33 protein-coding genes are annotated in these 19,663 nt (G+C 63.3%); 1 reads left to right on the plus strand and 32 read right to left on the minus strand.

Annotated features, from left to right (window positions below; translation table 11 throughout):
* On the plus strand, window positions 1–189 hold the full coding sequence (locus tag KCI33_RS05000) for a hypothetical protein (protein ID WP_212523668.1): 189 nt from the start codon (window positions 1–3) through the stop codon (window positions 187–189).
* Window positions 190–253: 64 nt separating this feature from the next.
* Here KCI33_RS05000 and rplQ read toward each other — a convergent pair whose 3' ends face one another.
* From rplQ to rpsL, 32 genes are all read right to left on the minus strand, one after another.
* Window positions 254–670: a 50S ribosomal protein L17 gene (gene rplQ / locus KCI33_RS05005; RefSeq protein WP_212523669.1), complete on the minus strand. Its 417-nt coding sequence runs from the start codon at window positions 668–670 to the stop codon at window positions 254–256.
* Between the two features lie 157 nt (window positions 671–827).
* Window positions 828–1,844 carry a DNA-directed RNA polymerase subunit alpha gene (locus KCI33_RS05010; RefSeq protein WP_212523670.1) on the minus strand — a complete coding sequence of 339 codons (1,017 nt, stop codon included), beginning with the start codon at window positions 1,842–1,844 and terminating at the stop codon, window positions 828–830.
* A gap of 116 nt (window positions 1,845–1,960) precedes the next feature.
* Window positions 1,961–2,350, minus strand: a complete 390-nt coding sequence (gene rpsK / locus KCI33_RS05015; RefSeq protein ID WP_212523671.1) for a 30S ribosomal protein S11 — start codon at window positions 2,348–2,350, stop codon at window positions 1,961–1,963.
* A 14-nt stretch (window positions 2,351–2,364) separates the two neighbouring features.
* Window positions 2,365–2,733 carry a 30S ribosomal protein S13 gene (gene rpsM, locus KCI33_RS05020; RefSeq protein WP_212523672.1) on the minus strand — a complete coding sequence of 123 codons (369 nt, stop codon included), beginning with the start codon at window positions 2,731–2,733 and terminating at the stop codon, window positions 2,365–2,367.
* Window positions 2,734–2,918: 185 nt separating this feature from the next.
* Window positions 2,919–3,566, minus strand: a complete 648-nt coding sequence (locus KCI33_RS05025) for an adenylate kinase (RefSeq protein ID WP_212523673.1) — start codon at window positions 3,564–3,566, stop codon at window positions 2,919–2,921.
* A complete protein-coding gene (gene secY / locus KCI33_RS05030; protein ID WP_212523674.1) occupies window positions 3,563–4,927 on the minus strand; it encodes a preprotein translocase subunit SecY in 1,365 nt (454 codons plus the stop codon). The genes KCI33_RS05025 and secY overlap by 4 nt, the downstream gene beginning before the upstream one ends.
* Before the next feature lie 103 nt (window positions 4,928–5,030).
* Complete coding sequence (gene rplO, locus KCI33_RS05035) at window positions 5,031–5,504, minus strand: 50S ribosomal protein L15 (RefSeq protein ID WP_212523675.1); 474 nt, start codon at window positions 5,502–5,504, stop codon at window positions 5,031–5,033.
* A gap of 181 nt (window positions 5,505–5,685) precedes the next feature.
* Window positions 5,686–6,066: a GFA family protein gene (locus tag KCI33_RS05040; RefSeq protein ID WP_212523676.1), complete on the minus strand. Its 381-nt coding sequence runs from the start codon at window positions 6,064–6,066 to the stop codon at window positions 5,686–5,688.
* A 137-nt stretch (window positions 6,067–6,203) separates the two neighbouring features.
* Window positions 6,204–6,392, minus strand: coding sequence for a 50S ribosomal protein L30 (gene rpmD / locus KCI33_RS05045; RefSeq protein WP_212523677.1), 189 nt, complete (start codon window positions 6,390–6,392; stop codon window positions 6,204–6,206).
* A 12-nt stretch (window positions 6,393–6,404) separates the two neighbouring features.
* Window positions 6,405–6,980, minus strand: a complete 576-nt coding sequence (gene rpsE / locus KCI33_RS05050) for a 30S ribosomal protein S5 (RefSeq protein ID WP_212523678.1) — start codon at window positions 6,978–6,980, stop codon at window positions 6,405–6,407.
* 11 nt (window positions 6,981–6,991) lie between these two features.
* The gene (gene rplR, locus KCI33_RS05055) at window positions 6,992–7,351 is read right to left on the minus strand and encodes a 50S ribosomal protein L18 (RefSeq protein ID WP_212523679.1); all 360 of its coding nucleotides are present in this window, start codon (window positions 7,349–7,351) and stop codon (window positions 6,992–6,994) included.
* Between the two features lie 11 nt (window positions 7,352–7,362).
* On the minus strand, window positions 7,363–7,896 hold the full coding sequence (gene rplF / locus KCI33_RS05060) for a 50S ribosomal protein L6 (protein WP_212523680.1): 534 nt from the start codon (window positions 7,894–7,896) through the stop codon (window positions 7,363–7,365).
* A gap of 10 nt (window positions 7,897–7,906) precedes the next feature.
* Window positions 7,907–8,305, minus strand: a complete 399-nt coding sequence (gene rpsH / locus KCI33_RS05065) for a 30S ribosomal protein S8 (protein WP_212523681.1) — start codon at window positions 8,303–8,305, stop codon at window positions 7,907–7,909.
* 12 nt (window positions 8,306–8,317) lie between these two features.
* The gene (gene rpsN / locus KCI33_RS05070) at window positions 8,318–8,623 is read right to left on the minus strand and encodes a 30S ribosomal protein S14 (RefSeq protein WP_212523682.1); all 306 of its coding nucleotides are present in this window, start codon (window positions 8,621–8,623) and stop codon (window positions 8,318–8,320) included.
* 18 nt (window positions 8,624–8,641) lie between these two features.
* Window positions 8,642–9,202 (minus strand): 50S ribosomal protein L5, encoded by a 561-nt coding sequence (gene rplE, locus KCI33_RS05075; RefSeq protein WP_212523683.1) that lies wholly within the window; start codon window positions 9,200–9,202, stop codon window positions 8,642–8,644.
* A complete protein-coding gene (gene rplX, locus KCI33_RS05080; RefSeq protein WP_212523684.1) occupies window positions 9,202–9,507 on the minus strand; it encodes a 50S ribosomal protein L24 in 306 nt (101 codons plus the stop codon). Before rplX ends, rplE begins: the two co-directional genes overlap by 1 nt.
* A gap of 1 nt (window position 9,508) precedes the next feature.
* Complete coding sequence (gene rplN, locus KCI33_RS05085) at window positions 9,509–9,877, minus strand: 50S ribosomal protein L14 (protein WP_007427594.1); 369 nt, start codon at window positions 9,875–9,877, stop codon at window positions 9,509–9,511.
* A gap of 63 nt (window positions 9,878–9,940) precedes the next feature.
* Complete coding sequence (gene rpsQ / locus KCI33_RS05090; protein ID WP_212523685.1) at window positions 9,941–10,171, minus strand: 30S ribosomal protein S17; 231 nt, start codon at window positions 10,169–10,171, stop codon at window positions 9,941–9,943.
* Window positions 10,172–10,184: 13 nt separating this feature from the next.
* Window positions 10,185–10,388, minus strand: coding sequence for a 50S ribosomal protein L29 (gene rpmC, locus KCI33_RS05095; protein WP_212523686.1), 204 nt, complete (start codon window positions 10,386–10,388; stop codon window positions 10,185–10,187).
* A gap of 105 nt (window positions 10,389–10,493) precedes the next feature.
* Window positions 10,494–10,907, minus strand: a complete 414-nt coding sequence (rplP, locus tag KCI33_RS05100; protein WP_212523687.1) for a 50S ribosomal protein L16 — start codon at window positions 10,905–10,907, stop codon at window positions 10,494–10,496.
* Window positions 10,908–10,920: 13 nt separating this feature from the next.
* Window positions 10,921–11,628 (minus strand): 30S ribosomal protein S3, encoded by a 708-nt coding sequence (gene rpsC, locus KCI33_RS05105; RefSeq protein WP_212523688.1) that lies wholly within the window; start codon window positions 11,626–11,628, stop codon window positions 10,921–10,923.
* Window positions 11,628–12,008: a 50S ribosomal protein L22 gene (gene rplV, locus KCI33_RS05110; protein WP_212523689.1), complete on the minus strand. Its 381-nt coding sequence runs from the start codon at window positions 12,006–12,008 to the stop codon at window positions 11,628–11,630. Before rplV ends, rpsC begins: the two co-directional genes overlap by 1 nt.
* A gap of 5 nt (window positions 12,009–12,013) precedes the next feature.
* On the minus strand, window positions 12,014–12,292 hold the full coding sequence (gene rpsS / locus KCI33_RS05115; protein ID WP_212523690.1) for a 30S ribosomal protein S19: 279 nt from the start codon (window positions 12,290–12,292) through the stop codon (window positions 12,014–12,016).
* 3 nt (window positions 12,293–12,295) lie between these two features.
* Complete coding sequence (gene rplB / locus KCI33_RS05120) at window positions 12,296–13,138, minus strand: 50S ribosomal protein L2 (protein ID WP_212523691.1); 843 nt, start codon at window positions 13,136–13,138, stop codon at window positions 12,296–12,298.
* 124 nt (window positions 13,139–13,262) lie between these two features.
* Window positions 13,263–13,559: a 50S ribosomal protein L23 gene (locus KCI33_RS05125; RefSeq protein ID WP_212523692.1), complete on the minus strand. Its 297-nt coding sequence runs from the start codon at window positions 13,557–13,559 to the stop codon at window positions 13,263–13,265.
* Window positions 13,556–14,173 (minus strand): 50S ribosomal protein L4, encoded by a 618-nt coding sequence (rplD, locus tag KCI33_RS05130; RefSeq protein WP_212523693.1) that lies wholly within the window; start codon window positions 14,171–14,173, stop codon window positions 13,556–13,558. Before rplD ends, KCI33_RS05125 begins: the two co-directional genes overlap by 4 nt.
* Complete coding sequence (gene rplC, locus KCI33_RS05135; RefSeq protein ID WP_212523694.1) at window positions 14,170–14,889, minus strand: 50S ribosomal protein L3; 720 nt, start codon at window positions 14,887–14,889, stop codon at window positions 14,170–14,172. The genes rplD and rplC overlap by 4 nt, the downstream gene beginning before the upstream one ends.
* Window positions 14,890–14,904: 15 nt before the next feature.
* Entirely contained in the window at window positions 14,905–15,213 is a 309-nt protein-coding gene (rpsJ, locus tag KCI33_RS05140) for a 30S ribosomal protein S10 (RefSeq protein ID WP_212523695.1), read from the minus strand.
* A 55-nt stretch (window positions 15,214–15,268) separates the two neighbouring features.
* On the minus strand, window positions 15,269–16,444 hold the full coding sequence (gene tuf / locus KCI33_RS05145) for an elongation factor Tu (protein ID WP_212523696.1): 1,176 nt from the start codon (window positions 16,442–16,444) through the stop codon (window positions 15,269–15,271).
* A gap of 63 nt (window positions 16,445–16,507) precedes the next feature.
* The gene (gene fusA / locus KCI33_RS05150) at window positions 16,508–18,625 is read right to left on the minus strand and encodes an elongation factor G (RefSeq protein ID WP_212523697.1); all 2,118 of its coding nucleotides are present in this window, start codon (window positions 18,623–18,625) and stop codon (window positions 16,508–16,510) included.
* Window positions 18,626–18,648: 23 nt separating this feature from the next.
* Entirely contained in the window at window positions 18,649–19,119 is a 471-nt protein-coding gene (gene rpsG / locus KCI33_RS05155) for a 30S ribosomal protein S7 (RefSeq protein ID WP_212523698.1), read from the minus strand.
* Between the two features lie 12 nt (window positions 19,120–19,131).
* The gene (gene rpsL / locus KCI33_RS05160; RefSeq protein ID WP_035253348.1) at window positions 19,132–19,503 is read right to left on the minus strand and encodes a 30S ribosomal protein S12; all 372 of its coding nucleotides are present in this window, start codon (window positions 19,501–19,503) and stop codon (window positions 19,132–19,134) included.
* Window positions 19,504–19,663: the final 160 nt, after the last annotated feature.

The following is a 19,663-nucleotide window of genomic DNA, read 5'->3' on the forward strand; positions in this document are numbered from 1 at the left end:
GTGAAAGCGATACATCCAAATCTTTTTACGCAGGTCATGAAGTTTCCCGACAGCGTTCGGGCCGATCTGCTGGAATTCCTGGGCGCAACCCCGGTGGAAGACGCGCAGCTGAAACAGATGATCGCGGATGTAGCGGCGCGCCTGGACGACTCAGCCTATCGCGGATTTGACCAGCGCCTGCCGGCGTGACACGAAAAAACCCCCGCCTGATGCAGGCGGGGGTTTTCTTTACTTCGCCGAAGGCGCGTGGCGCTTATTCTTCGGCTTCCTCGGCCTCAAGGCGCGCACGGTCGGCGGCACCCTTGGCATCGACGTCGCGGTCGACGAATTCGATGATGGCCATCGGGGCCATGTCGCCATAGCGGAAGCCAGCCTTGAGCACGCGCACATAGCCGCCCTGGCGGTCCTTGTAGCGGGGGCCCAGAATGTCGAACAGCTTGGCCACATGCTGGTCCTGCTTCAGGCGCGACGCGGCCTGACGGCGGGCGTGCAGGTCACCGCGCTTGCCCAGCGTGATCAGCTTTTCGATGATCGGGCGCAGTTCCTTGGCCTTGGGCAGGGTGGTCTTGATCTGTTCGTGTTCGATCAGCGAGCCGGCCATGTTGGCGAACAGCGCCTTGCGGTGTTCGTGGGTCCGGTTCAGGCGGCGGTAGCCTCGTGCGTGACGCATTTTCGTAATCCTTCTACAGGTTTTTGCTTTGTCTGGCAGCCCATGCGTGCGGGCCGCTCTCCTTGGGGCGGGATTGCCCGGGTGCCGGCGCGTGTCCGGCGGCGGGTTGGCACCCACCCTGCGGGTATTCCGCAGGGTGGGCGACACCCACGTTTGCTTAGAACTGGTCCTCGAATTTCTTGGCCAGTTCCTCGATGTTCTCCGGCGGCCATTCCTCGACATCCATGCCGAGGTGCAGCCCCATGCCCGAGAGCACTTCCTTGATCTCGTTCAGCGACTTGCGGCCGAAGTTCGGGGTGCGCAGCATCTCGGCTTCGGTTTTCTGGATCAGGTCGCCGATATAGACGATGTTGTCGTTCTTCAGGCAGTTGGCCGAACGGACTGAAAGCTCCAGCTCGTCCACCTTCTTCAGCAGCAGCGGGTTGAACTCCAGCCCCTCTTCCTCGGCCTCGCGGCCGGCGGCCTCGGGCTCTTCGAAGGTGACGAAGATCGACAGCTGGTCCTGCAGGATGCGCGCGGCGTAGGCCACGGCGTCCTCGGGGGTGACCGAACCGTCGGTCTCCACCTTGAGGGTCAGCTTGTCATAGTCCAGAACCTGGCCCTCGCGGGTCGGCTGCACGTCATAGGCCACCCGCTTGACCGGCGAGTAGATCGCGTCGATCGGGATCAGGCCGATGGGGGCATCCTCGGGCTTGTTCTTGTCGGCCGAGACATATCCCTTGCCGGTGTTCACGGTCAGTTCCATGAACAGGTCTGCGCCCTCGTCGAGGTGGCAGATCACGTGATCCTTGTTCAGGATCTCGATGCCGGCGGTTTCCGAGATGTCGCCCGCGGTGACGACGGCCGGGCCCTTCGCCGAGATCGACAGGCGCTTCGGCCCCTCGACATCCATGCGGATGGCGACGCCCTTGAGGTTCAGGACCACGTCGGTCACATCCTCGCGCACGCCGGCGATCGAGGAAAACTCGTGCAGGACGTTGTCGATCTGGACGCTGGTGATGGCCGCGCCCTGCAGCGAGCTCATCAGAACCCGGCGCAGCGCGTTGCCCAGCGTCAGGCCGAAGCCGCGCTCCAGCGGCTCGGCGACCACGGTCGCCTGGCGCGACGGGTCGTTGCCCGGCTTCACGTCGAGCTGGGTCGGCTTAATCAGTTCCTGCCAGTTCTTGTGGATCATGCGTGTCTCCTCAATTCCTGTCTGCAACCCATGTCCAAAGTGGCAGACGCCCGAGGGAAAATGGAACGGACTCGGGCCGCGCAGGTTCTGCACGGCCCGAGCCTTGAAAACTCAGATCAGACGCGGCGGCGCTTCGGCGGGCGGCAGCCGTTGTGGGCAATCGGGGTCACGTCGCGGATAGACGTGATGTTGAAACCGATCGCGGCCAGCGCGCGCAGTGCCGATTCGCGGCCCGAGCCGGGGCCCTGAACCTCGACCTCCAGCGTTTTCACGCCGTGTTCCTGCGCCTTGCGGCCGGCGTCTTCGGCGGCCATCTGCGCGGCGTAGGGGGTCGATTTCCGCGATCCCTTGAAGCCCATGGTGCCGGCCGACGACCACGAGATCGCGTTGCCCTGCACGTCAGAGATCAGGATCTTGGTGTTGTTGAAGGAGCTGTTCACATGCGCCACACCGGTGGCGATGTTCTTGCGTTCCTTGCGCTTCATGCGGGTCTTGTCACGTGCCATGGATCAGCCTCCCCTTACTTCTTCTTGCCGGCGATGGGTTTCGCCGGGCCTTTGCGGGTGCGCGCGTTGGTGTGCGTGCGCTGACCACGGACGGGCAGGTTGCGGCGATGGCGCAGGCCGCGGTAGCAGCCGAGGTCCATCAGACGCTTGATGTTCATCTGCACTTCGCGACGCAGGTCGCCTTCGACGGTGTAGTTCGCGTCGATGTGCTCACGGATGGCCAGAACCTCGGCATCCGACAGTTCGTTCACACGGCGGGAGCGTTCGATGCCCACGGCGTCGCAGATCTGCTCGGCGGAATGCGAGCCGATGCCGGTGATGTAGGTGAGAGCGATGGGGACGCGTTTCCCGGTGGGGATGTTGACGCCAGCAATACGTGCCACGCGGCTTTCCTTTCGTTGCGGTTCCGTAGCGCCAGAACCTTTTTTCACAACGCCAGCCCGAGGCGAACCCTGGGCGTGGCAGTCATATCTGGGGTTCGAAACGAATCAGCCCCGCGCAGGCGCGGGACGATTCCGGTTCGAGATGCCGTGCCTAGGGGGTTTTCCCCCCAAGGTCAAGCTCTGGTTCACGCCTTGGCGAGGGCCGCCCGAACGGCATCGGAGACCTCGTCGATCTCGGCCAGGCCATCGACCCGGCTCAGCGTGCCCTTGGCATAGTAGTAGCCGATCAGCGGAGAGGTCTTCTTGTAGTATTCCATCAACCGCTGGCGCAGACTTTCCTCGTTGTCGTCGGCGCGCCGCTTCATGTCGGTGGAGCCGCAGACGTCGCATTTGCCCGGCTCCGCGGTCGGCTTCAGCGCGTCGTGATAGACCTCGCCGCAATTGCCGCAGGTAAAGCGACCGGTGATGCGGGCGACCAGCGCCTCGTCATCGACGCGCATCTCGATCACGGCGTCGAGCTTCTGCCCCAGCTTGTCCAGCAGCGCCTCCAGCGCGTCCGCCTGGGCCAGCGTCCGCGGAAAGCCGTCGAAGATGAAGCCGCCGCCCTGCTCGCCGGCAAGCTTTTCCTCGATCAGGCCGATGACGATCTCATCGGTGACCAGGTCGCCGCGGTCCATCACCTCGGCCACGCGCTTGCCCATCTCGGTGCCCGAGCTGCGCGCCTCGCGCAGCATGTCGCCGGTGGACAGCTGGATCATGCCCCGCTCATCCACGAGCTTGCGGGCCTGCGTACCCTTGCCTGCCCCCGGGGGGCCAAGAAGAATGATATTCATCGACGTGCCGGTCCTTTCTTGCCCGCGCGCCGCTTGCCCCGGCCACGCAGTTGGGATTTTTCGATCAGGCCCTCATACTGATGGGCCAGCAGGTGCGATTGCACCTGGTTGATCGTGTCCATCGTCACCGAGACCACGATCAGCACCGAGGTGCCGCCGAAATAGAACGGGATCGCCAGCTGCGAGCGCAGGATCTCGGGCAGCATGCAGACGAGCGCCAGATAGGCCGAGCCGAGGACCAGCACACGGGTCACCACATAGTCGAGGTATTCCGCGGTGCGCTTGCCCGGCCGGATGCCGGGGACAAAGCCGTTCTGGTTCTTGAGGTTGTCGGCCACGTCATCGGATTTGAAGGCGACGTTATAGGTGTAGAAATAGGCGAAGAACACGATCATCGCCGTGAAGAACAGCAGGTAGAGCGGCTGGCCGGGCCCGAAATAGGCCAGGATCGTCGACATCACCGGGCTGGTCTGGCTGCCCGAGAAGGTGCTGATCGTGGTCGGCAGCAGCAGCAGAGAGCTGGCGAAGATCGCCGGGATCACGCCCGCCGGGTTGACCTTGATCGGCAGGTGGGACGAGCCGCCGTCGTAGACCTTCATCCCCACCTGGCGGCGCGGATACTGGATGTGGATCTTGCGCAGCGCGCGCTCCATGAACACCACGCAGGCGATCACCGCCACGACCATCAGCATGACGCCGATGACCACGACCGGAGAGATCGCGCCGGAGCGGCCCGAGGCGAAGAACTGCGCGATGGCCGCCGGGATCTCGGCGACGATACCGACGAAGATGATCAGCGAGATGCCGTTGCCCACGCCGCGCGCGGTGATCTGCTCGCCCAGCCACATCAGGAACATCGTGCCGCCGACCAGCGTCACCACGGTCGAGGCGCGGAAGAACCAGCCCGGATCATGGGCCAGGCTGCCGGCCTCAAGGCTGACGGCCAGGCCATAGGCCTGGAAGGTCGCCAGGAACACCGTGCCGTAGCGGGTATACTGGTTGATCTTCTTGCGGCCTTGCTCGCCCTCTTTCTTGAGTTGCTCAAGCTGGGGCACCATCGCGGCCAGAAGCTGCACGATGATCGAGGCCGAGATATAGGGCATGATGCCGAGAGCAAAGATCCCCATCCGCCCCAGCGCGCCGCCGGTGAACATCGACAGGATGCCCCCGAGGCCGGCCGAGGCCTGCTCCATGAAGTCGCGCAGCGCGCCGCCATCGATGCCGGGAACCGGGATGTAGGTGCCCAGGCGATAGACGATCAGAAGCCCGAGGGTGAAGAAAATCCGCTGTTTGAGTTCGGTCGCCTTGCCGAAGGCGCCCCAGCTCATGTTCGCGGCCATTTGCTCTGCTGCAGATGCCATGCCCTGTCTCTTTCATGACAGCGCCGCCTGAACCGTTTTCCGGTCAGGCGGCGCTTGGAAAACTCATTGAGGTGTAAGCGGCGCGCGCGCCACCCACAACCTCTTATTCAGCCGCCGACGCAGTCGTGACCGTCAGCGAGCCGCCGGCCTTCGCCACGGCGTCCACCGCCGCCTTCGAGGCGCCGGTCACGTTCAGCGCGACCTTGGCGGAGATGTCACCCTTCGCCAGCACGCGCACGCCGTCGAGCTTGCGGCGGACCAGGCCGCTGGCGACCAGCGCGTCCTCGGTGATCGGCTGCGCGGCGTCGATCTTGCCTTCGTCGATGAACTTCTGGATCAGGCCGAGGTTAACGACGGCGAATTTCTTGCGGTTCGGCTTGTTGAAGCCGCGCTTCGGCAGACGCTGGTAGAGCGGCATCTGGCCGCCTTCGTAGCCACCGATGCTCACGCCCGAGCGCGATTTCTGGCCCTTGATACCACGGCCGGCGGTTTTGCCCTTGCCCGAACCCGGGCCACGGCCGATGCGTTTCTTGGTGGAAGTTGCGCCGGGATTGTCGCGCAGTTCATGCAGTTTCATGTCGCTTCTCCTTTGCCGGAACTGACCCCTGAAGCGAGAGCGGGCCAAACGCGGCTTTTCTTGGTTTTGATTCTGGGCCCGAAGGGGCCACCGGGGGCGTATAGACCCTGACAGGCGCGCATGCAAGGGGTGGCGCCCTGGCAGTTGGGCGCCTTCCCCGAACGGGTCGAACCGGCCCGCGCTATTGCGCGCGCTGCGGCAGCCCGTCGGCAATCTCGTAATAGTCGCCCCTGTCGTCCACATAGATATGTATGGCCAGATGCGTGCCCGTAGGGCTTTCGAACGCGCCCATGCCGACGGCGATGTGGTCGCCCTCCGGTTCCCTCCAGAACAGGAAGGAGCCGCAGGTCGAACAGAAACCTCGCTCGGCGGTCTCGGAGGACCGGAACCAGGTGACATTCTCCGCCCCCTCGACCGCGAGGGCGCCTTTGGGGACGTTGGTCGAGGCCCAGAAATGCCCCGACTGCTTGCGGCATTGGCTGCAATGGCAGGCGTCCGGCGCGACAAGCTCGCCGGAAACGGTCAGGCGGACGGCGCCGCACAGACAGGACCCCTTGTGCATTCTGCTCTTCCTTTCGCAAGACGACGACTCGTTCGCCGAAATCAGAACAGTTGCGCCGCATCCGGGCAAACGGAAAACGCCCCGGGTCTCCCCGGGGCGTTTCCCAATTCGCTAGCGCGGGTGTCCACCCGCCGCGCTCAGTCGCGCTCTTCGACGATCTCGACCAGATGCGGGATCTTGTTGATCATGCCGCGCACCGAGGGGGTGTCCTCCAGCTCGCGGGTCTTGTGCATCTTGTTGAGGCCGAGGCCGATCAGCGTCTGGCGCTGGACGGCCGGGCGGCGGATCGGCGAGCCGATCTGCTTGACGACGATGGTTTTAGCCATGTGCCGGTCTCCTTACGCTTCGGCCGCTGCGTCGGCGGGGGCCTCGGCAGTTTCCGGCTTTTTCAGAATGTCGGCCACCTTCTTGCCACGACGCTGCGCGACCATGCGGGGGCTGCTTTCCTTCGTCAGGCCGTTCAGGGTGGCGCGGATCATGTTGTAGGGGTTCTGCGATCCGATCGATTTCGACACCACGTCCTTGATGCCCAGCATCTCGAACACGGCGCGCATCGGACCGCCGGCGATGATCCCGGTGCCCTCAGGCGCGGTCCGCATCACGACCTTGCCGGCGCCATGACGGCCCTCGATGTCGTGATGCAGGGTGCGGCCCTCGCGCAGCGGCACCCGGATCAGGTTCCGCTTGGCCTGCTCGGTGGCCTTGCGAATGGCCTCGGGGACCTCTTTCGCCTTGCCCTTGCCGAAGCCGACACGGCCCTTCTGGTCGCCGACAACCACGAGAGCGGCAAAGCCGAAGCGCTTGCCCCCCTTCACGGTTTTCGACACCCGGTTGATCGCCACGAGACGATCGGCGAATTCGGGGGTTTCCTCGCGCTCCTGGCGGCGGCCCCGGCGTTGTTCACGTTCTGCCATATCTCGTCTCCTTAGAACTTCAGCCCGCCTTCACGCGCGGCGTCGGCCAGAGCCTTCACCTTGCCGTGAAAGAGGAAGCCGCCACGATCGAAGTAGCACTCTTCGATGCCGGCCTTCTTGGCGCGCTCGGCGATCGCTGCACCCACCTTGGTGGCCGCTTCGACGTTGTTCTTGCCGACAACGCCCAGCTCTTTCTCGAGGGTCGAGGCAGAGGCCAGGGTGACGCCATTCACATCGTCGATCAGCTGCACGCTGATGTTCTTGTTTGAGCGGTGGACGCTGAGGCGCGGACGCCCGGCGTTCATTTTCCGCAGCTTGTTCCGAACGCGCAGGCGGCGTTTCAGAAACAGGTCTCGTTTGCTGTTTGCCATATCTCGCGTCCTTACTTCTTCTTGCCTTCCTTGCGGAAGATGAACTCACCAGCATAGCGGATGCCCTTGCCCTTGTAGGGCTCGGGCTGGCGCCACTCGCGGATGTTCGCGGCCACCTGGCCGACCTGCTGCAGATCTTGCCCCTCGACCACGATCTCCGTGGGCTTCGGGCAGGTCACCGTCACGCCGGCGGGGACCTCGAAGTTGACTTCGTGGCTGTAGCCGAGGTTCAGCTTCAGGGTGTTGCCCTGCATCTGAGCCCGGTAACCGACGCCCTGGATCTCAAGCGACTTCTTGAAGCCCGCGCTGACGCCCTGGGCCATGTTCTGCACCATCGTGCGCGACATGCCCCACTGCTGGCGGGCCCGCTTGGAACTGCCGCGGGGGGTGACGGTGACGACGTTGCCTTCGACCGCGATGGTCACATCGTCGGTGGCGGTGAAGGTCTGGGCCCCTTTCGGGCCCTTCACTTCAACGGTCTGACCCGAAACGGATGCGGTGACACCCGAGGGCAGCTCGACCGGTTTTTTACCAATACGAGACATGCAGACCTCCTTAGAACACGGTGCAGAGCACTTCGCCGCCAACATTGGCGGACCGCGCTGCTGCATCCGACATCACGCCCTTGGACGTGGAGACGATGGAGACACCCAGGCCCTGACGGACCGACGGAATATCCTTGACGCTCATATACACGCGGCGGCCGGGTTTGGACACACGCTTGAGCTCGCGGATCACCGGGGTACCTTCGTAGTACTTGAGGCTGATCTCGATCTGCGGCAGGCCACGCTCATCGGTGGTCTGCTCGTAGCCGCGGATGTAGCCCTCGTCCTGAAGGACGTCGAGCACCCAGGCGCGCAGCTTCGAGGCCGGCGTCTTGACGGTGGATTTGCCGCGCATCTGCGCGTTGCGGATGCGGGTCAGCATATCGCCGAGAGGATCGTTCATAGACATCTGTTCCCCTCCTTACCAGCTCGATTTAACCATGCCGGGGATCTGGCCCTGCGAGCCAAGTTCCCGGAGCATGATCCGCGACACTTTGAGCTTACGGTAGTAAGCATGCGGACGGCCGGTCAGCTGGCAGCGGTTGTGCAGCCGGGTGGCCGAGCTGTTGCGCGGCAGTTTCGCCAGTTTCAGACGCGCCTTGAAGCGCTCTTCCATCGGGCGGCTCTCGTCATTCGCGATCTCTTTCAGCGCGGCACGCTTGGCAGCAAACTGCTTGACCAGCTTCTCGCGCTTCTTCTCGCGTTCGATCATTGCTTTCTTCGCCATGTTCTTCCTCTCCCGCGATCAGCTGTTGAAGGGCATGTTGAAAGCTTTCAACAGCGCCTTGGCTTCCGCGTCGGTCTTCGCGGTGGTGGCGATCACGATGTCCATGCCCAGCATGTCGACGACCTTGTCGAAGTCGATCTCCGGGAAGACGATGTGTTCTTTCAGGCCCATGGCATAGTTGCCGCGGCCGTCGAACGACTTGCCCGAGATGCCGCGGAAGTCGCGGATACGGGGCATTGCGATGGTGATCAGGCGGTCCAGGAATTCATACATCCGGTCGCCGCGCAGGGTCACCTTGGTGCCCAGAGGCATGTCCTCGCGCACGCGGAAGCCGGCGATCGACTTCTTGGCGCGGGTGATCACGGCGTTCTGGCCGGCAATCAGGGTCAGGGCCTCTTGGGCGGCCTTCACCTTCTTGGTGTCCTTGACGGCATCGCCGACCCCGATGTTCAGCACGATCTTTTCGAGCCGCGGGATCATCATGTCGTTCTTGTAGCCGAACTCTTCCTTCAGCGCCGGACGGATCGCGTCCTTGTAGAGCGCCTTCAGGCGGGGGGTGTAGGTAGCAGCGTCCAGCATCAGACGGTCTCCCCGGTGGTCTTGGCGAAACGCACCTTCTTGCCCTCTTCCATGCGGAAGCCGACGCGGGTGGCCTTGCCGTTGCTGTCGAGCAGCGCCAGATTGCTCAGGTCGATCGGCATCGCTTTGGGGATGCGGCCGCCCTGGCTGGTCTGCGACTGACGGGTGTGGCGGATGGCCATGTTGATGCCTTCGACCACGGCTTTGCCGGCCTTCGGGTCGACCGAGGTAATGGTGCCCTCTTTGCCCTTGTCCTTGCCGGCCAGCACGGTGACCTTGTCACCTTTTTTCAGTTTGGCAGCCATCTTACAGCACCTCCGGGGCGAGCGAGATGATCTTCATGAAGTTCTTGGCGCGCAGTTCGCGCACGACCGGCCCGAAGATACGGGTGCCGACCGGCTCGCCCGCGTTGTTCAGGATCACGGCCGCGTTGCGGTCGAACCGGATCGCGGTGCCGTCTTCGCGGCGAACTTCTTTGGCGGTGCGCACGACGACGGCCTTGCGGACGTCACCTTTCTTCACGCGGCCGCGCGGGATGGCTTCCTTCACCGAGACGACGATGATGTCGCCGACGGAGGCGTATTTACGCTTGGAACCACCCAGGACCTTGATGCACTGCACCCGGCGTGCGCCGGAGTTGTCAGCGACATCCAGATTGGTCTGCATCTGGATCATGTGGTTTCTCCCGACCTATGGGGACCTTGCCCCAGGGTTTCGTTCAAACCGGGATGTTACCGCTCAGTTGGCGATAACCTCCCAGCGTTTCGTTTTCGAGATCGGCGCGCATTCCTGGATGCGGACAATGTCGCCGGTCTTGAATTCGTTCTTCGGATCGTGAGCCCGGTATTTCTTGGACTTACGGATGGTCTTTTTCAGAACCGGATGCGTGAAGCGGCGCTCGACGGAAACCGTGACGGTCTGGTCGTTCTTGTCGCTCGTCACCGTGCCTTGCAGGATGCGTTTGGGCATGTCTCAGAGCTCCTTATTCGGCCGCCGCTTCAGCGGCTTTTTGGTTCAGAACCGTTTTCACACGGGCCGCGTCGCGCCGGACCTGCCGCATGCGGGCGGTGTTCTCAAGCGCGCCGGTCGCCTGCTGGAAGCGCAGGTTGAACGCCTCCTTCTTCAGGCTGGCCAGCTCGTCGCGGAGCTGGTCAGGCGTCTTTTCGTTCAGTTCCTTGGCGTTCATCGCCTTTTCCTTTCCTCTCACCAGAAGGCCCCCGATGGGTCACCTTGTCCCTGGTGATTCTTCAACAAAACCGACCCCCCGAAGGTTCCGGGGGGTCGTTTGGTCTTACCAGTCCTCGCGGACCACGATGCGCGTCTTGATCGGCAGCTTCATCGCGGCGAGGCGGAGCGCCTCCCTTGCCACAGATTCGGACACGCCGTCAATCTCAAACATCACGCGGCCGGGCTTGACCTTGGCCGCCCAGTAATCGACCGAGCCCTTGCCCTTACCCATCCGGACCTCGGTAGGCTTCGAGGTGACGGGGGTATCCGGGAAGATCCGGATCCAGACACGGCCCTGACGTTTCATGTGACGCGTCATGGCGCGGCGCGCGGCCTCGATCTGGCGCGCGGTGACCCGCTCGGGCTGAATGGCTTTCAGACCGAATTGGCCGAAGTTCAGGTCGAACCCGCCCTTTGCCTGGCCGTGGATACGGCCTTTGTGCATCTTGCGGAACTTTGTGCGCTTAGGCTGAAGCATCTGTCAGTTCTCCTTAGCGGCGGCCGCCGGCGCCACGCGGCGCGGGACCTTCCTGGAGCTCCTGCTGACGACGATCACGGGCACCGGGATCGTGCTCCATAATCTCGCCTTTGAAGATCCAGACCTTGATGCCGATGATGCCGTAGGGCGTCGAGCCTTCGGCTTGGGCGTAATCGATATCCGCGCGCAGGGTGTGCAGCGGCACACGGCCTTCGCGGTACCACTCGGTCCGTGCGATTTCGGCGCCGCCGAGGCGGCCCGCGACGTTCACCCGGATGCCCAGGGCACCCATGCGCATGGCGTTCTGAACCGAACGCTTCATCGCGCGGCGGAAGGACACGCGGCGCTCGAGTTGCTGCGCGATGCTTTCTGCGACCAGCTGGGCGTCCAGCTCGGGCTTGCGGACCTCAACGATGTTGAGGTGCAGCTCGCTGTCGGTCATCGCGGCGACTTTCTTGCGCAGGGTTTCGATGTCCGCGCCTTTCTTGCCGATGATGACGCCGGGGCGGGCCGTGTGGATCGTGACGCGGCACTTCTTGTGCGGACGCTCGATGATCACGCGGGCCACGCCGGCCTGCTTGCACTCTTCCTTGATGAATTCGCGGATTTTCAGATCTTCGAGCAGAAGATCACCGTAATCCTTGGTGTCGGCGTACCAGCGGCTGTCCCAGGTGCGGTTGACCTGGAGGCGCATGCCGATCGGATTGACCTTATGACCCATTAGGCTTGCTCCTCAACTTGACGCACCTTGATGGTGAGCTCGGAAAACGGCTTGATGATCTTGCCGAACCGGCCACGGGCACGCGGACGACCGCGCTTCATGGTCAGGTTCTTGCCGACATAGGCTTCGGCGACGATCAGCTCGTCCACGTCGAGGTTGTGGTTGTTCTCGGCGTTCGCGATGGCCGACTGAAGGCATTTCTTCACATCTTCCGCGATCCGCTTCTTCGAGAAGGTCAGGTCCGAAAGGGCCTTGTCGACCTTCTTGCCGCGGATCATCTGCGCCACCAGGTTCAGCTTCTGCGGGGAGGTGCGAAGCATGCGGGTTTTCGCCATCGCTTCGTTCTCGGCCACGCGGCGGGGGTTTTTTGCCTTGCCCATGACGCTTACCTCTTCTTCGCTTTCTTGTCGGCCGCGTGACCAAAGTAGGTCCGGGTCGGCGAGTATTCACCAAACTTCTGGCCGATCATGTCTTCGGTCACCAGCACGGGGATGTGCTTTTTGCCGTTGTAGACGCCGAAGGTCAGACCCACGAACTGGGGCAGGATCGTCGAGCGACGCGACCAGATCTTGATAACTTCGTTACGGCCCGATTCCCGTGCTTTCTCAGCTTTCTTGAGAACGTAGGAATCAACAAAAGGGCCTTTCCAAACAGAACGTGCCATGTGTTACCGGCCCTTCTTCTTGGCATGCCGCGAGCGGATAATCAGCTTCTGCGACGCCTTGTTCTTGTTGCGGGTACGTGCACCCTTGGTCGGCTTGCCCCAGGGCGTCACCGGGTGACGGCCACCCGAGGTGCGGCCCTCACCACCGCCGTGGGGGTGGTCGATCGGGTTCATCACGACGCCGCGGACCGACGGGCGGATGCCCTTGTGGCGGTTGCGGCCCGCTTTACCGAGGTTCTGGTTGCTGTTGTCGGGGTTCGACACAGCGCCGATGGTGCACATGCACTCCTGACGGACCATGCGCAGCTCGCCCGAGGACAGGCGGATCTGGGCATAGCCACCGTCGCGGCCGACGAACTGGGCGTAGGTGCCCGCGGCGCGCGCGATCTGGCCGCCCTTGCCGGGCTTCAGCTCGATGTTGTGCACGATGGTGCCGATCGGCAGGCCGGTGAAGGGCATCGCGTTGCCCGGCTTCACGTCAGCCTTGGCGGAGGCGATCACCTTGTCGCCCACGCCCAGACGCTGGGGCGCGAGGATATAGGCCTGCTCGCCATCGTCGTACTTGATCAGCGCGATGAAGGCGGTGCGGTTGGGGTCGTATTCGATCCGCTCGACAACCGCGGACACATCGAACTTGTTCCGCTTGAAGTCGACGATGCGATAGAGACGCTTCGCGCCACCGCCGCGGCGGCGCATCGTGATCCGTCCGGTGTTGTTCCGGCCGCCCTTCTTGGTCAGACCCTCGGTGAGGGATTTGACCGGGCGCCCTTTCCAGAGCTCCGAACGGTCGATCAGAACCAGCCCACGCTGGCCAGGCGTCGTCGGTTTGTACGACTTGAGTGCCATGCTTTCTGTCTTCCGTTAGCTGCGGGGGTCTTGCGACCCCGGTGTTAAGGGCCCTTTATGCGAGGTCCCCGTAGTAAAAGCGCGGCCCCGGAACGAATCCGGGGCCGACGATTGGCGATCTTTATTAGAGACCCGTGGTCACGTCAATCGTGTTGCCCTCTTCGAGCGTCACATAGGCCTTCTTCACGTCCTTGCGCTTGCCCAGCATGCCGCGGAAGCGCTTGGTCTTGCCTTTGGTGATGGTGGTGTTGACCGCCTTCACCTTGACGCCAAAGAGGGTTTCGACGGCCTCTTTGATCTGCGGCTTGTTCGCGTCCATCGCCACTTCGAAGACGACCGCGCCGTTTTCCGACGCCATGGTGGCCTTCTCGGTGATGACCGGCTTGCGGATCACATCGTAATGTTCCGGTTTCGCGCTCATTTCAGTCGAGCCTCCAGAGCTTCGACACCCGCCTTCGTGAGCACCAGGGTGTCACGCTTGAGGATGTCATACACATTGGCGCCCATCGACGGCAGCACATCGAGACCCTCGATGTTGCGGGCGGCCTTGGCGAAGTTCTCGTTCACCTCGGCGCCGTCGATGATCAGCGCGCGCTTCCAGCCCAGGTTCTTCACCTGCTTGGCCAGGGCGGCGGTCTTGCCTTCCGACTCGGCCGCCTCGATCACCACCAGCTCGCCGGCTTTCGCCTTGGCGGAGAGCGCGTGCTTCAGACCCAGAGCGCGGAATTTCTTCGGCAGGTCGTGGGCGTGGCTGCGGGGCGTCGGACCCTTGTAGATACCACCCTTGCGGAAGATCGGCGCGTTGCGGTCACCGTGGCGTGCGCCGCCGGTGCCCTTCTGGCGATAGATCTTCTTGGTCGAGTAGCTCGTTTCCGAACGGGTCTTGACCTTGTGGGTGCCCTGCTGCGCCTTGTTGCGCTGCCAGCGGACCACGCGGTGCAGGATGTCGGCACGCGGCTCCAGCCCGAACAGGGCCTCGTCCAGCTCCACCGAACCGGCCTTGCCGCCGTCCAGCTTGATCACGTCAAGTTTCATTCTGCGTCTCCTTCAGCGGGAGCCTCTGCGGCAGGTGCCTGCGCCGATTTCAGCGCCGCGGGCAGAACCACGTTATCGGGCACGGGCTTCTTCGCCGCGTCCTTGATCGTGACCCAGCCGCCCTTGGAGCCGGGAACGGCGCCCTTGACCATGATCAGGCCACGGTCGGCGTCGGTCCTGACGACCTGCAGGTTCTGCGTGGTCACGCGGGCAGCGCCCATGTGGCCGGCCATCTTCTTGCCCTTGAACACACGGCCCGGGTCCTGACACTGACCGGTGGAGCCGTGCGAGCGGTGCGAGATCGACACGCCGTGCGAGGCGCGCAGGCCGCCGAAATTGTGCCGCTTCATGGCACCGGCGAAGCCCTTACCGATCGAGGTGCCCGACACGTCGACATACTGACCTTCGAAGTAGTGGTCAGCGGTGATTTCCTCACCGACGGCGATCAGGTTCTCGGGCGCCACGCGGAATTCCGCGACCTTGCGCTTGGGCGCAACGTTGGCCTTGGCGAAATGGCCGCGCATCGGGGCCGAAACGCGCTTGGCCTTGGCCGTGCCAGCACCAAGCTGGACGGCGGTGTAGCCATCGGTCTCGGCGGTGCGCTGCGCCACCACCTGCAGGTTGTCGAGTTGAAGAACGGTCACAGGGATCTGTTTGCCGTCTTCCATGAACAGGCGGGTCATGCCCACCTTCTTAGCGATCACTCCAGAGCGCATCTCTAAGTGCCCTCCTTAAACCGAGATCTGGACGTCGACGCCGGCGGCCAGGTCGAGCTTCATGAGCGCGTCCACGGTCTGCGGGGTCGGGTCGATGATGTCGAGAAGACGCTTGTGGGTGCGGATTTCCCACTGGTCACGGGACTTCTTGTCGATATGGGGACCGCGAAGAACCGTGTATTTCTCGATCTTGTTCGGCAGCGGGATCGGGCCGCGCACTTGAGCGCCGGTCCGCTTGGCCGTGTTGACGATCTCCTGCGTGCTGGCATCCAGAACGCGGTAGTCAAAGGCCTTCAGCCGAATGCGGATGTTTTGGCTTTGCATTGTCTTTGCCCTTCAGGCTGATGGGCGGGCTTGCGGCCCGCCCGGCCGGTTTCTGTTACTCGATGATCTTCGACACGACGCCGGCGCCGACGGTGCGGCCGCCTTCGCGGATGGCGAAGCGCAGCTTCTCTTCCATCGCGATCGGCGCGATCAGCTCGACCTCGAACTTCAGGTTGTCGCCCGGCATCACCATCTCGGTGCCCTCGGGCAGGTGAACGGTGCCGGTCACGTCCGTGGTGCGGAAGTAGAACTGCGGACGGTAGTTCGCGAAGAACGGGGTGTGGCGGCCGCCCTCTTCCTTCGTCAGGATGTAGGCTTCGGCCTCGAACTTGGTGTGCGGCGTCACCGAGCCCGGCTTGCACAGCACCTGGCCACGCTCCACCTGGTCGCGGTCGATGCCGCGCAGCAGCGCGCCGATGTTGTCGCCCGCCTCGCCGCGGTCCAGCAGCTTGCGGAACATCTCGACGCCGGTGCAGGTCGTCGTCTGCGTGTCGCGGATGCCCACGATCTCGATCGTGTCGCCCACGTTGATCACGCCACGCTCCACACGGCCGGTCACAACCGTGCCGCGGCCCGAGATCGAGAACACGTCCTCGATCGGCATCAGGAACGGCTGGTCGATCGGGCGCTCGGGGGTCGGGATATACGCGTCAACCGCCGCCATCAGTTCGCGGATCTTGTTCTCGCCGATCTCCGGGTCACGCCCTTCCATCGCCGCCAGCGCCGAGCCGGAAACGATCGGAATGTCGTCGCCCGGGAAGTCGTAGGAGCTCAGCAGCTCGCGGATTTCCATCTCCACCAGCTCAAGCAGTTCCTCGTCGTCCACCTGGTCGACCTTGTTCATGAACACCACCAGCGCAGGAACGCCCACCTGGCGGGCCAGCAGGATGTGCTCGCGCGTCTGCGGCATCGGGCCGTCGGCCGCGTTCACCACCAGGATCGCGCCGTCCATCTGCGCAGCACCCGTGATCATGTTCTTCACGTAGTCGGCGTGGCCGGGGCAGTCCACGTGCGCGTAGTGGCGCGCGTCGGTCTCGTATTCCACGTGCGCCGTCGAGATCGTGATCCCGCGCGCCTTCTCTTCCGGCGCCCCGTCGATCTGGTCGTAGGCCTTGAAGTCGCCGAAATACTTCGTGATCGCTGCCGTCAGCGTCGTCTTGCCGTGGTCAACGTGGCCAATCGTGCCGATGTTAACGTGCGGTTTCGTACGCTCAAACTTTTCCTTAGCCATAATGGGCTCCTCTTGTCACTGGGCCTGGGACGCGCCCGTTGGCGCGCCCTGCTGGTGTTTCGTTTAGGCGTATTTCGCCTGAATCTCTTCGCTGATGTTCTGCGGCACCGGCTCGTAATGGTCGAACTGCATCGTGAACTGCGCGCGGCCCGAGGACATCGAGCGCAGGTTGTTGATGTAGCCGAACATGTTGGCCAGCGGCACGAAGGCGTTGATGACGATCGCGTTGCCGCGGGTCTCCTGCCCCTGCACCTGGCCGCGCCGCGAGGTCAGGTCACCGATGATGCCACCGGTGTATTCCTCGGGCGTCACCACCTCGACCTTCATGATCGGCTCGAGCAGCTTGGCGCCGGCCTTCTTGAGGCCTTCGCGCATACCTGCACGGGCGGCGATCTCGAAGGCGAGAACGCTGGAGTCCACGTCGTGGAACGCGCCGTCGACCAGGGCGACCTTGAAGTCGATCACCGGGAAGCCGGCCAGCGGGCCCGAGTCCATCACGGACTGGATGCCCTTCTCGACGCCGGGCACGTATTCCTTCGGCACCGAACCGCCCACGATCTTCGATTCGAACGAATAGCCTTCGCCCGGCTCGGTCGGGGAGATGACCATCTTGACGCGCGCGAACTGACCCGAACCACCCGACTGCTTCTTGTGGGTGTAGTCGATCTCGGCCTCGTGGCTGATGGTTTCGCGATAGGCCACCTGCGGCGCACCGATGTTGGCCTCGACCTTGAACTCGCGCTTCAGGCGGTCAACCAGGATGTCGAGGTGCAGTTCGCCCATGCCCTTCATGATGGTCTGACCCGATTCCAGGTCGGTTTCCACGCGGAAGGACGGGTCCTCGGCGGCCAGACGGGCCAGGCCCTGCGACATCTTCTCCTGGTCGGCCTTGGTCTTGGGCTCGACCGCGATCTCGATCACCGGATCGGGGAAGGTCATGGTTTCCAGAACCACCGGATCCTTGGCGTCGCACAGCGTGTCGCCAGTGGTGGTGTCCTTCAGACCGGCCAGCGCGATGATGTCGCCGGCGAATGCCTCTTCGATCTCTTCGCGGTTGTTCGAGTGCATCATCATCATCCGGCCGATGCGCTCTTTCTTGCCCTTGGTCGAGTTCAGGATCGAATCGCCCTTGTGCAGTTCGCCCGAGTAGACGCGGGTGAAGGTCAGCGAGCCGACAAAGGGGTCGTTCATGATCTTGAACGCCAGGCCCGAGAACGGCATCGCGTCATCCGCACGGCGGGCGATGTTGCGGGTCTCGGTCTCGTCGCCGGGCTTGAAGCCCATGTAGTCGACCACATCCAGCGGGCTGGGCAGGTAGTCGATCACGGCGTTGAGCAGCGGCTGAACACCCTTGTTCTTGAAGGCCGAGCCACACAGAACCGGAATGAACTTGATGGCCAGGGTGCCCTTGCGGATCAGCTTGCGCAGACTCGCGACGTCGGGCTCCTCGCCTTCGAGATAGGCCTCCATCGCGTCGTCGTCCATTTCGACGGCGGTCTCGATCAGCTTGGCGCGCCATTCCTCGGCCTGATCCTTCAGGCTGTCGCGGATCGGGCGTTTTTCCCAGGTCGCGCCCAGGTCTTCGCCGGCCCAGACCCACTCTTCCATGGTGACCAGGTCGACGATGCCCTCCAGCTCGTTCTCGGAGCCGATCGGAATCTGGATCGGGGCCGGGATCGCGCCGGTGCGATCCTGGATCATGTGCACGCAGTTGAAGAAGTCGGCGCCGATCTTGTCCATCTTGTTGACGAACACGATACGCGGAACCTTGTAGCGGTCGGCCTGGCGCCAGACGGTCTCGGTCTGGGGCTCGACGCCGGCGTTGGCGTCCAGAACCGCAACGGCACCGTCGAGCACGGCCAGCGAACGCTCCACCTCGATGGTGAAGTCAACGTGGCCGGGGGTGTCGATGATGTTCAGGCGATGCTTCGGCGTATCGGCCGTCGAGCCATCCTCGGTGCGCTCCCAGAAGGTGGTGGTCGCAGCCGAAGTGATGGTGATGCCGCGCTCCTGCTCCTGCTCCATCCAGTCCATGGTGGCGGCGCCATCATGCACCTCACCGATGTTGTGGGATTTGCCGGTGTAGAACAGGATGCGTTCCGAGCAGGTGGTCTTACCTGCGTCGATATGCGCCATGATACCGAAGTTGCGATATCGATCGAGAGGGTATTCGCGTGCCATTGGTTCGGTCCTGGGCCTAGAGGTTACCAGCGGTAATGGCTGAAGGCTTTGTTCGCCTCGGCCATCTTGTGAGTGTCTTCGCGCTTCTTCACGGCCGAGCCACGGGAAGCGACCGCATCAACCAGCTCGCCGGCGAGACGCTCTTCCATCGTGTTTTCGTTGCGGGCACGCGAGGCATTGATCAGCCAACGGATGGCCAGGGCCTCGCGGCGCTCGGGGCGCACTTCGACGGGAACCTGGTAGGTGGCACCACCGACACGGCGCGAGCGGACCTCGACCGAGGGCTTCACGTTGTCGAGCGCCTCGTGGAACACTTCGACGGGGGCGCGCTTCAGCTTGCCCTCGACGCGCTCCAGCGCGTTGTAGACGATCGTCTCGGCGACGGACTTCTTGCCGTCGATCATCAGGTTGTTCATGAACTTTGTCAGAACCCGATCGCCATACTTGGCGTCGGGGAGGACTTCGCGCTTCTCGGCAGCGTGACGACGGGACATCTACGTCTCTCCTTACTTCGGACGCTTGGCGCCGTATTTCGAGCGGCGCTGCTTACGGTCTTTCACACCCTGGGTATCCAGAACACCGCGCAGGATGTGGTAACGGACACCCGGAAGGTCTTTCACCCGGCCGCCGCGGATCAGCACCACCGAGTGCTCCTGCAGGTTGTGGCTTTCGCCAGGAATGTAGGAAATCACCTCGAAACCGTTGGTCAGGCGCACCTTGGCAACCTTCCGCATAGCGGAGTTCGGCTTCTTCGGCGTGGTGGTGTACACGCGAGTGCACACGCCACGCTTCTGCGGGCATGCCTGCAGATGCATGGACTTTTGGCGTTTTACTTTCGGCTGCCGCGGCTTGCGGATCAGCTGTTGGATCGTCGGCATTCCGGTTCCCCGTGTTGCAACCCGTTCAAATCTCGATGCGCCCCATGCGTCCACGGAACGCGCAAAAACCGCTGCGTCCCCTCGTTCGCGGGAACGACGCGGTGGAATTTCAGAGGATCGGGGCACGTGCAGCCCGGATCATGACCACTTCAGTTCTGAT

The organism is Actibacterium sp. MT2.3-13A (assembly GCF_018139985.1).
Taxonomy (GTDB): Bacteria; Pseudomonadota; Alphaproteobacteria; order Rhodobacterales; family Rhodobacteraceae; genus JAGSOU01.

Excerpts from the sequence above, each read along its gene's own strand:
- KCI33_RS05040 (WP_212523676.1), bottom strand. The coding sequence starts at position 6,066 with ATGCACAAGGGGTCCTGTCTGTGCGGCGCCGTCCGCCTGACCGTTTCC.
- rplP (WP_212523687.1), bottom strand. The coding sequence starts at position 10,907 with ATGCTTCAGCCTAAGCGCACAAAGTTCCGCAAGATGCACAAAGGCCGT.
- rpmC (WP_212523686.1), bottom strand. The coding sequence starts at position 10,388 with ATGAACGCCAAGGAACTGAACGAAAAGACGCCTGACCAGCTCCGCGAC.
- rplD (WP_212523693.1), bottom strand. The coding sequence starts at position 14,173 with ATGAAACTTGACGTGATCAAGCTGGACGGCGGCAAGGCCGGTTCGGTG.
- rplE (WP_212523683.1), bottom strand. The coding sequence starts at position 9,202 with ATGCTGGACGCTGCTACCTACACCCCCCGCCTGAAGGCGCTCTACAAG.
- rpsQ (WP_212523685.1), bottom strand. The coding sequence starts at position 10,171 with ATGCCCAAACGCATCCTGCAAGGCACGGTGACGAGCGACAAGAACGAC.
- KCI33_RS05125 (WP_212523692.1), bottom strand. The coding sequence starts at position 13,559 with ATGAGCGCGAAACCGGAACATTACGATGTGATCCGCAAGCCGGTCATC.
- rplC (WP_212523694.1), bottom strand. The coding sequence starts at position 14,889 with ATGCGCTCTGGAGTGATCGCTAAGAAGGTGGGCATGACCCGCCTGTTC.
- KCI33_RS05025 (WP_212523673.1), bottom strand. The coding sequence starts at position 3,566 with ATGAATATCATTCTTCTTGGCCCCCCGGGGGCAGGCAAGGGTACGCAG.
- rpsH (WP_212523681.1), bottom strand. The coding sequence starts at position 8,305 with ATGTCTATGAACGATCCTCTCGGCGATATGCTGACCCGCATCCGCAAC.
- rpsS (WP_212523690.1), bottom strand. The coding sequence starts at position 12,292 with ATGGCACGTTCTGTTTGGAAAGGCCCTTTTGTTGATTCCTACGTTCTC.
- rpsJ (WP_212523695.1), bottom strand. The coding sequence starts at position 15,213 with ATGCAAAGCCAAAACATCCGCATTCGGCTGAAGGCCTTTGACTACCGC.
- rplR (WP_212523679.1), bottom strand. The coding sequence starts at position 7,351 with ATGGCAAACAGCAAACGAGACCTGTTTCTGAAACGCCGCCTGCGCGTT.
- rplN (WP_007427594.1), bottom strand. The coding sequence starts at position 9,877 with ATGATCCAGATGCAGACCAATCTGGATGTCGCTGACAACTCCGGCGCA.
- rplX (WP_212523684.1), bottom strand. The coding sequence starts at position 9,507 with ATGGCTGCCAAACTGAAAAAAGGTGACAAGGTCACCGTGCTGGCCGGC.
- rplQ (WP_212523669.1), bottom strand. The coding sequence starts at position 670 with ATGCGTCACGCACGAGGCTACCGCCGCCTGAACCGGACCCACGAACAC.
- rpsK (WP_212523671.1), bottom strand. The coding sequence starts at position 2,350 with ATGGCACGTGACAAGACCCGCATGAAGCGCAAGGAACGCAAGAACATC.
- rpsN (WP_212523682.1), bottom strand. The coding sequence starts at position 8,623 with ATGGCGAAGAAAGCAATGATCGAACGCGAGAAGAAGCGCGAGAAGCTG.
- rpsE (WP_212523678.1), bottom strand. The coding sequence starts at position 6,980 with ATGGCAGAACGTGAACAACGCCGGGGCCGCCGCCAGGAGCGCGAGGAA.
- rpsG (WP_212523698.1), bottom strand. The coding sequence starts at position 19,119 with ATGTCCCGTCGTCACGCTGCCGAGAAGCGCGAAGTCCTCCCCGACGCC.
- rplV (WP_212523689.1), bottom strand. The coding sequence starts at position 12,008 with ATGGGCAAGGCAAAAAACCCCCGCCGCGTGGCCGAGAACGAAGCGATG.
- fusA (WP_212523697.1), bottom strand. The coding sequence starts at position 18,625 with ATGGCACGCGAATACCCTCTCGATCGATATCGCAACTTCGGTATCATG.
- KCI33_RS05010 (WP_212523670.1), bottom strand. The coding sequence starts at position 1,844 with ATGATCCACAAGAACTGGCAGGAACTGATTAAGCCGACCCAGCTCGAC.
- rpsL (WP_035253348.1), bottom strand. The coding sequence starts at position 19,503 with ATGCCGACGATCCAACAGCTGATCCGCAAGCCGCGGCAGCCGAAAGTA.
- rpsC (WP_212523688.1), bottom strand. The coding sequence starts at position 11,628 with ATGGGTCATAAGGTCAATCCGATCGGCATGCGCCTCCAGGTCAACCGC.
- tuf (WP_212523696.1), bottom strand. The coding sequence starts at position 16,444 with ATGGCTAAGGAAAAGTTTGAGCGTACGAAACCGCACGTTAACATCGGC.
- rplF (WP_212523680.1), bottom strand. The coding sequence starts at position 7,896 with ATGTCTCGTATTGGTAAAAAACCGGTCGAGCTGCCCTCGGGTGTCACC.
- secY (WP_212523674.1), bottom strand. The coding sequence starts at position 4,927 with ATGGCATCTGCAGCAGAGCAAATGGCCGCGAACATGAGCTGGGGCGCC.
- rpmD (WP_212523677.1), bottom strand. The coding sequence starts at position 6,392 with ATGGCTAAAACCATCGTCGTCAAGCAGATCGGCTCGCCGATCCGCCGC.
- rplB (WP_212523691.1), bottom strand. The coding sequence starts at position 13,138 with ATGGCACTCAAGTCGTACAAACCGACGACGCCTGGCCAGCGTGGGCTG.
- rplO (WP_212523675.1), bottom strand. The coding sequence starts at position 5,504 with ATGAAACTGCATGAACTGCGCGACAATCCCGGCGCAACTTCCACCAAG.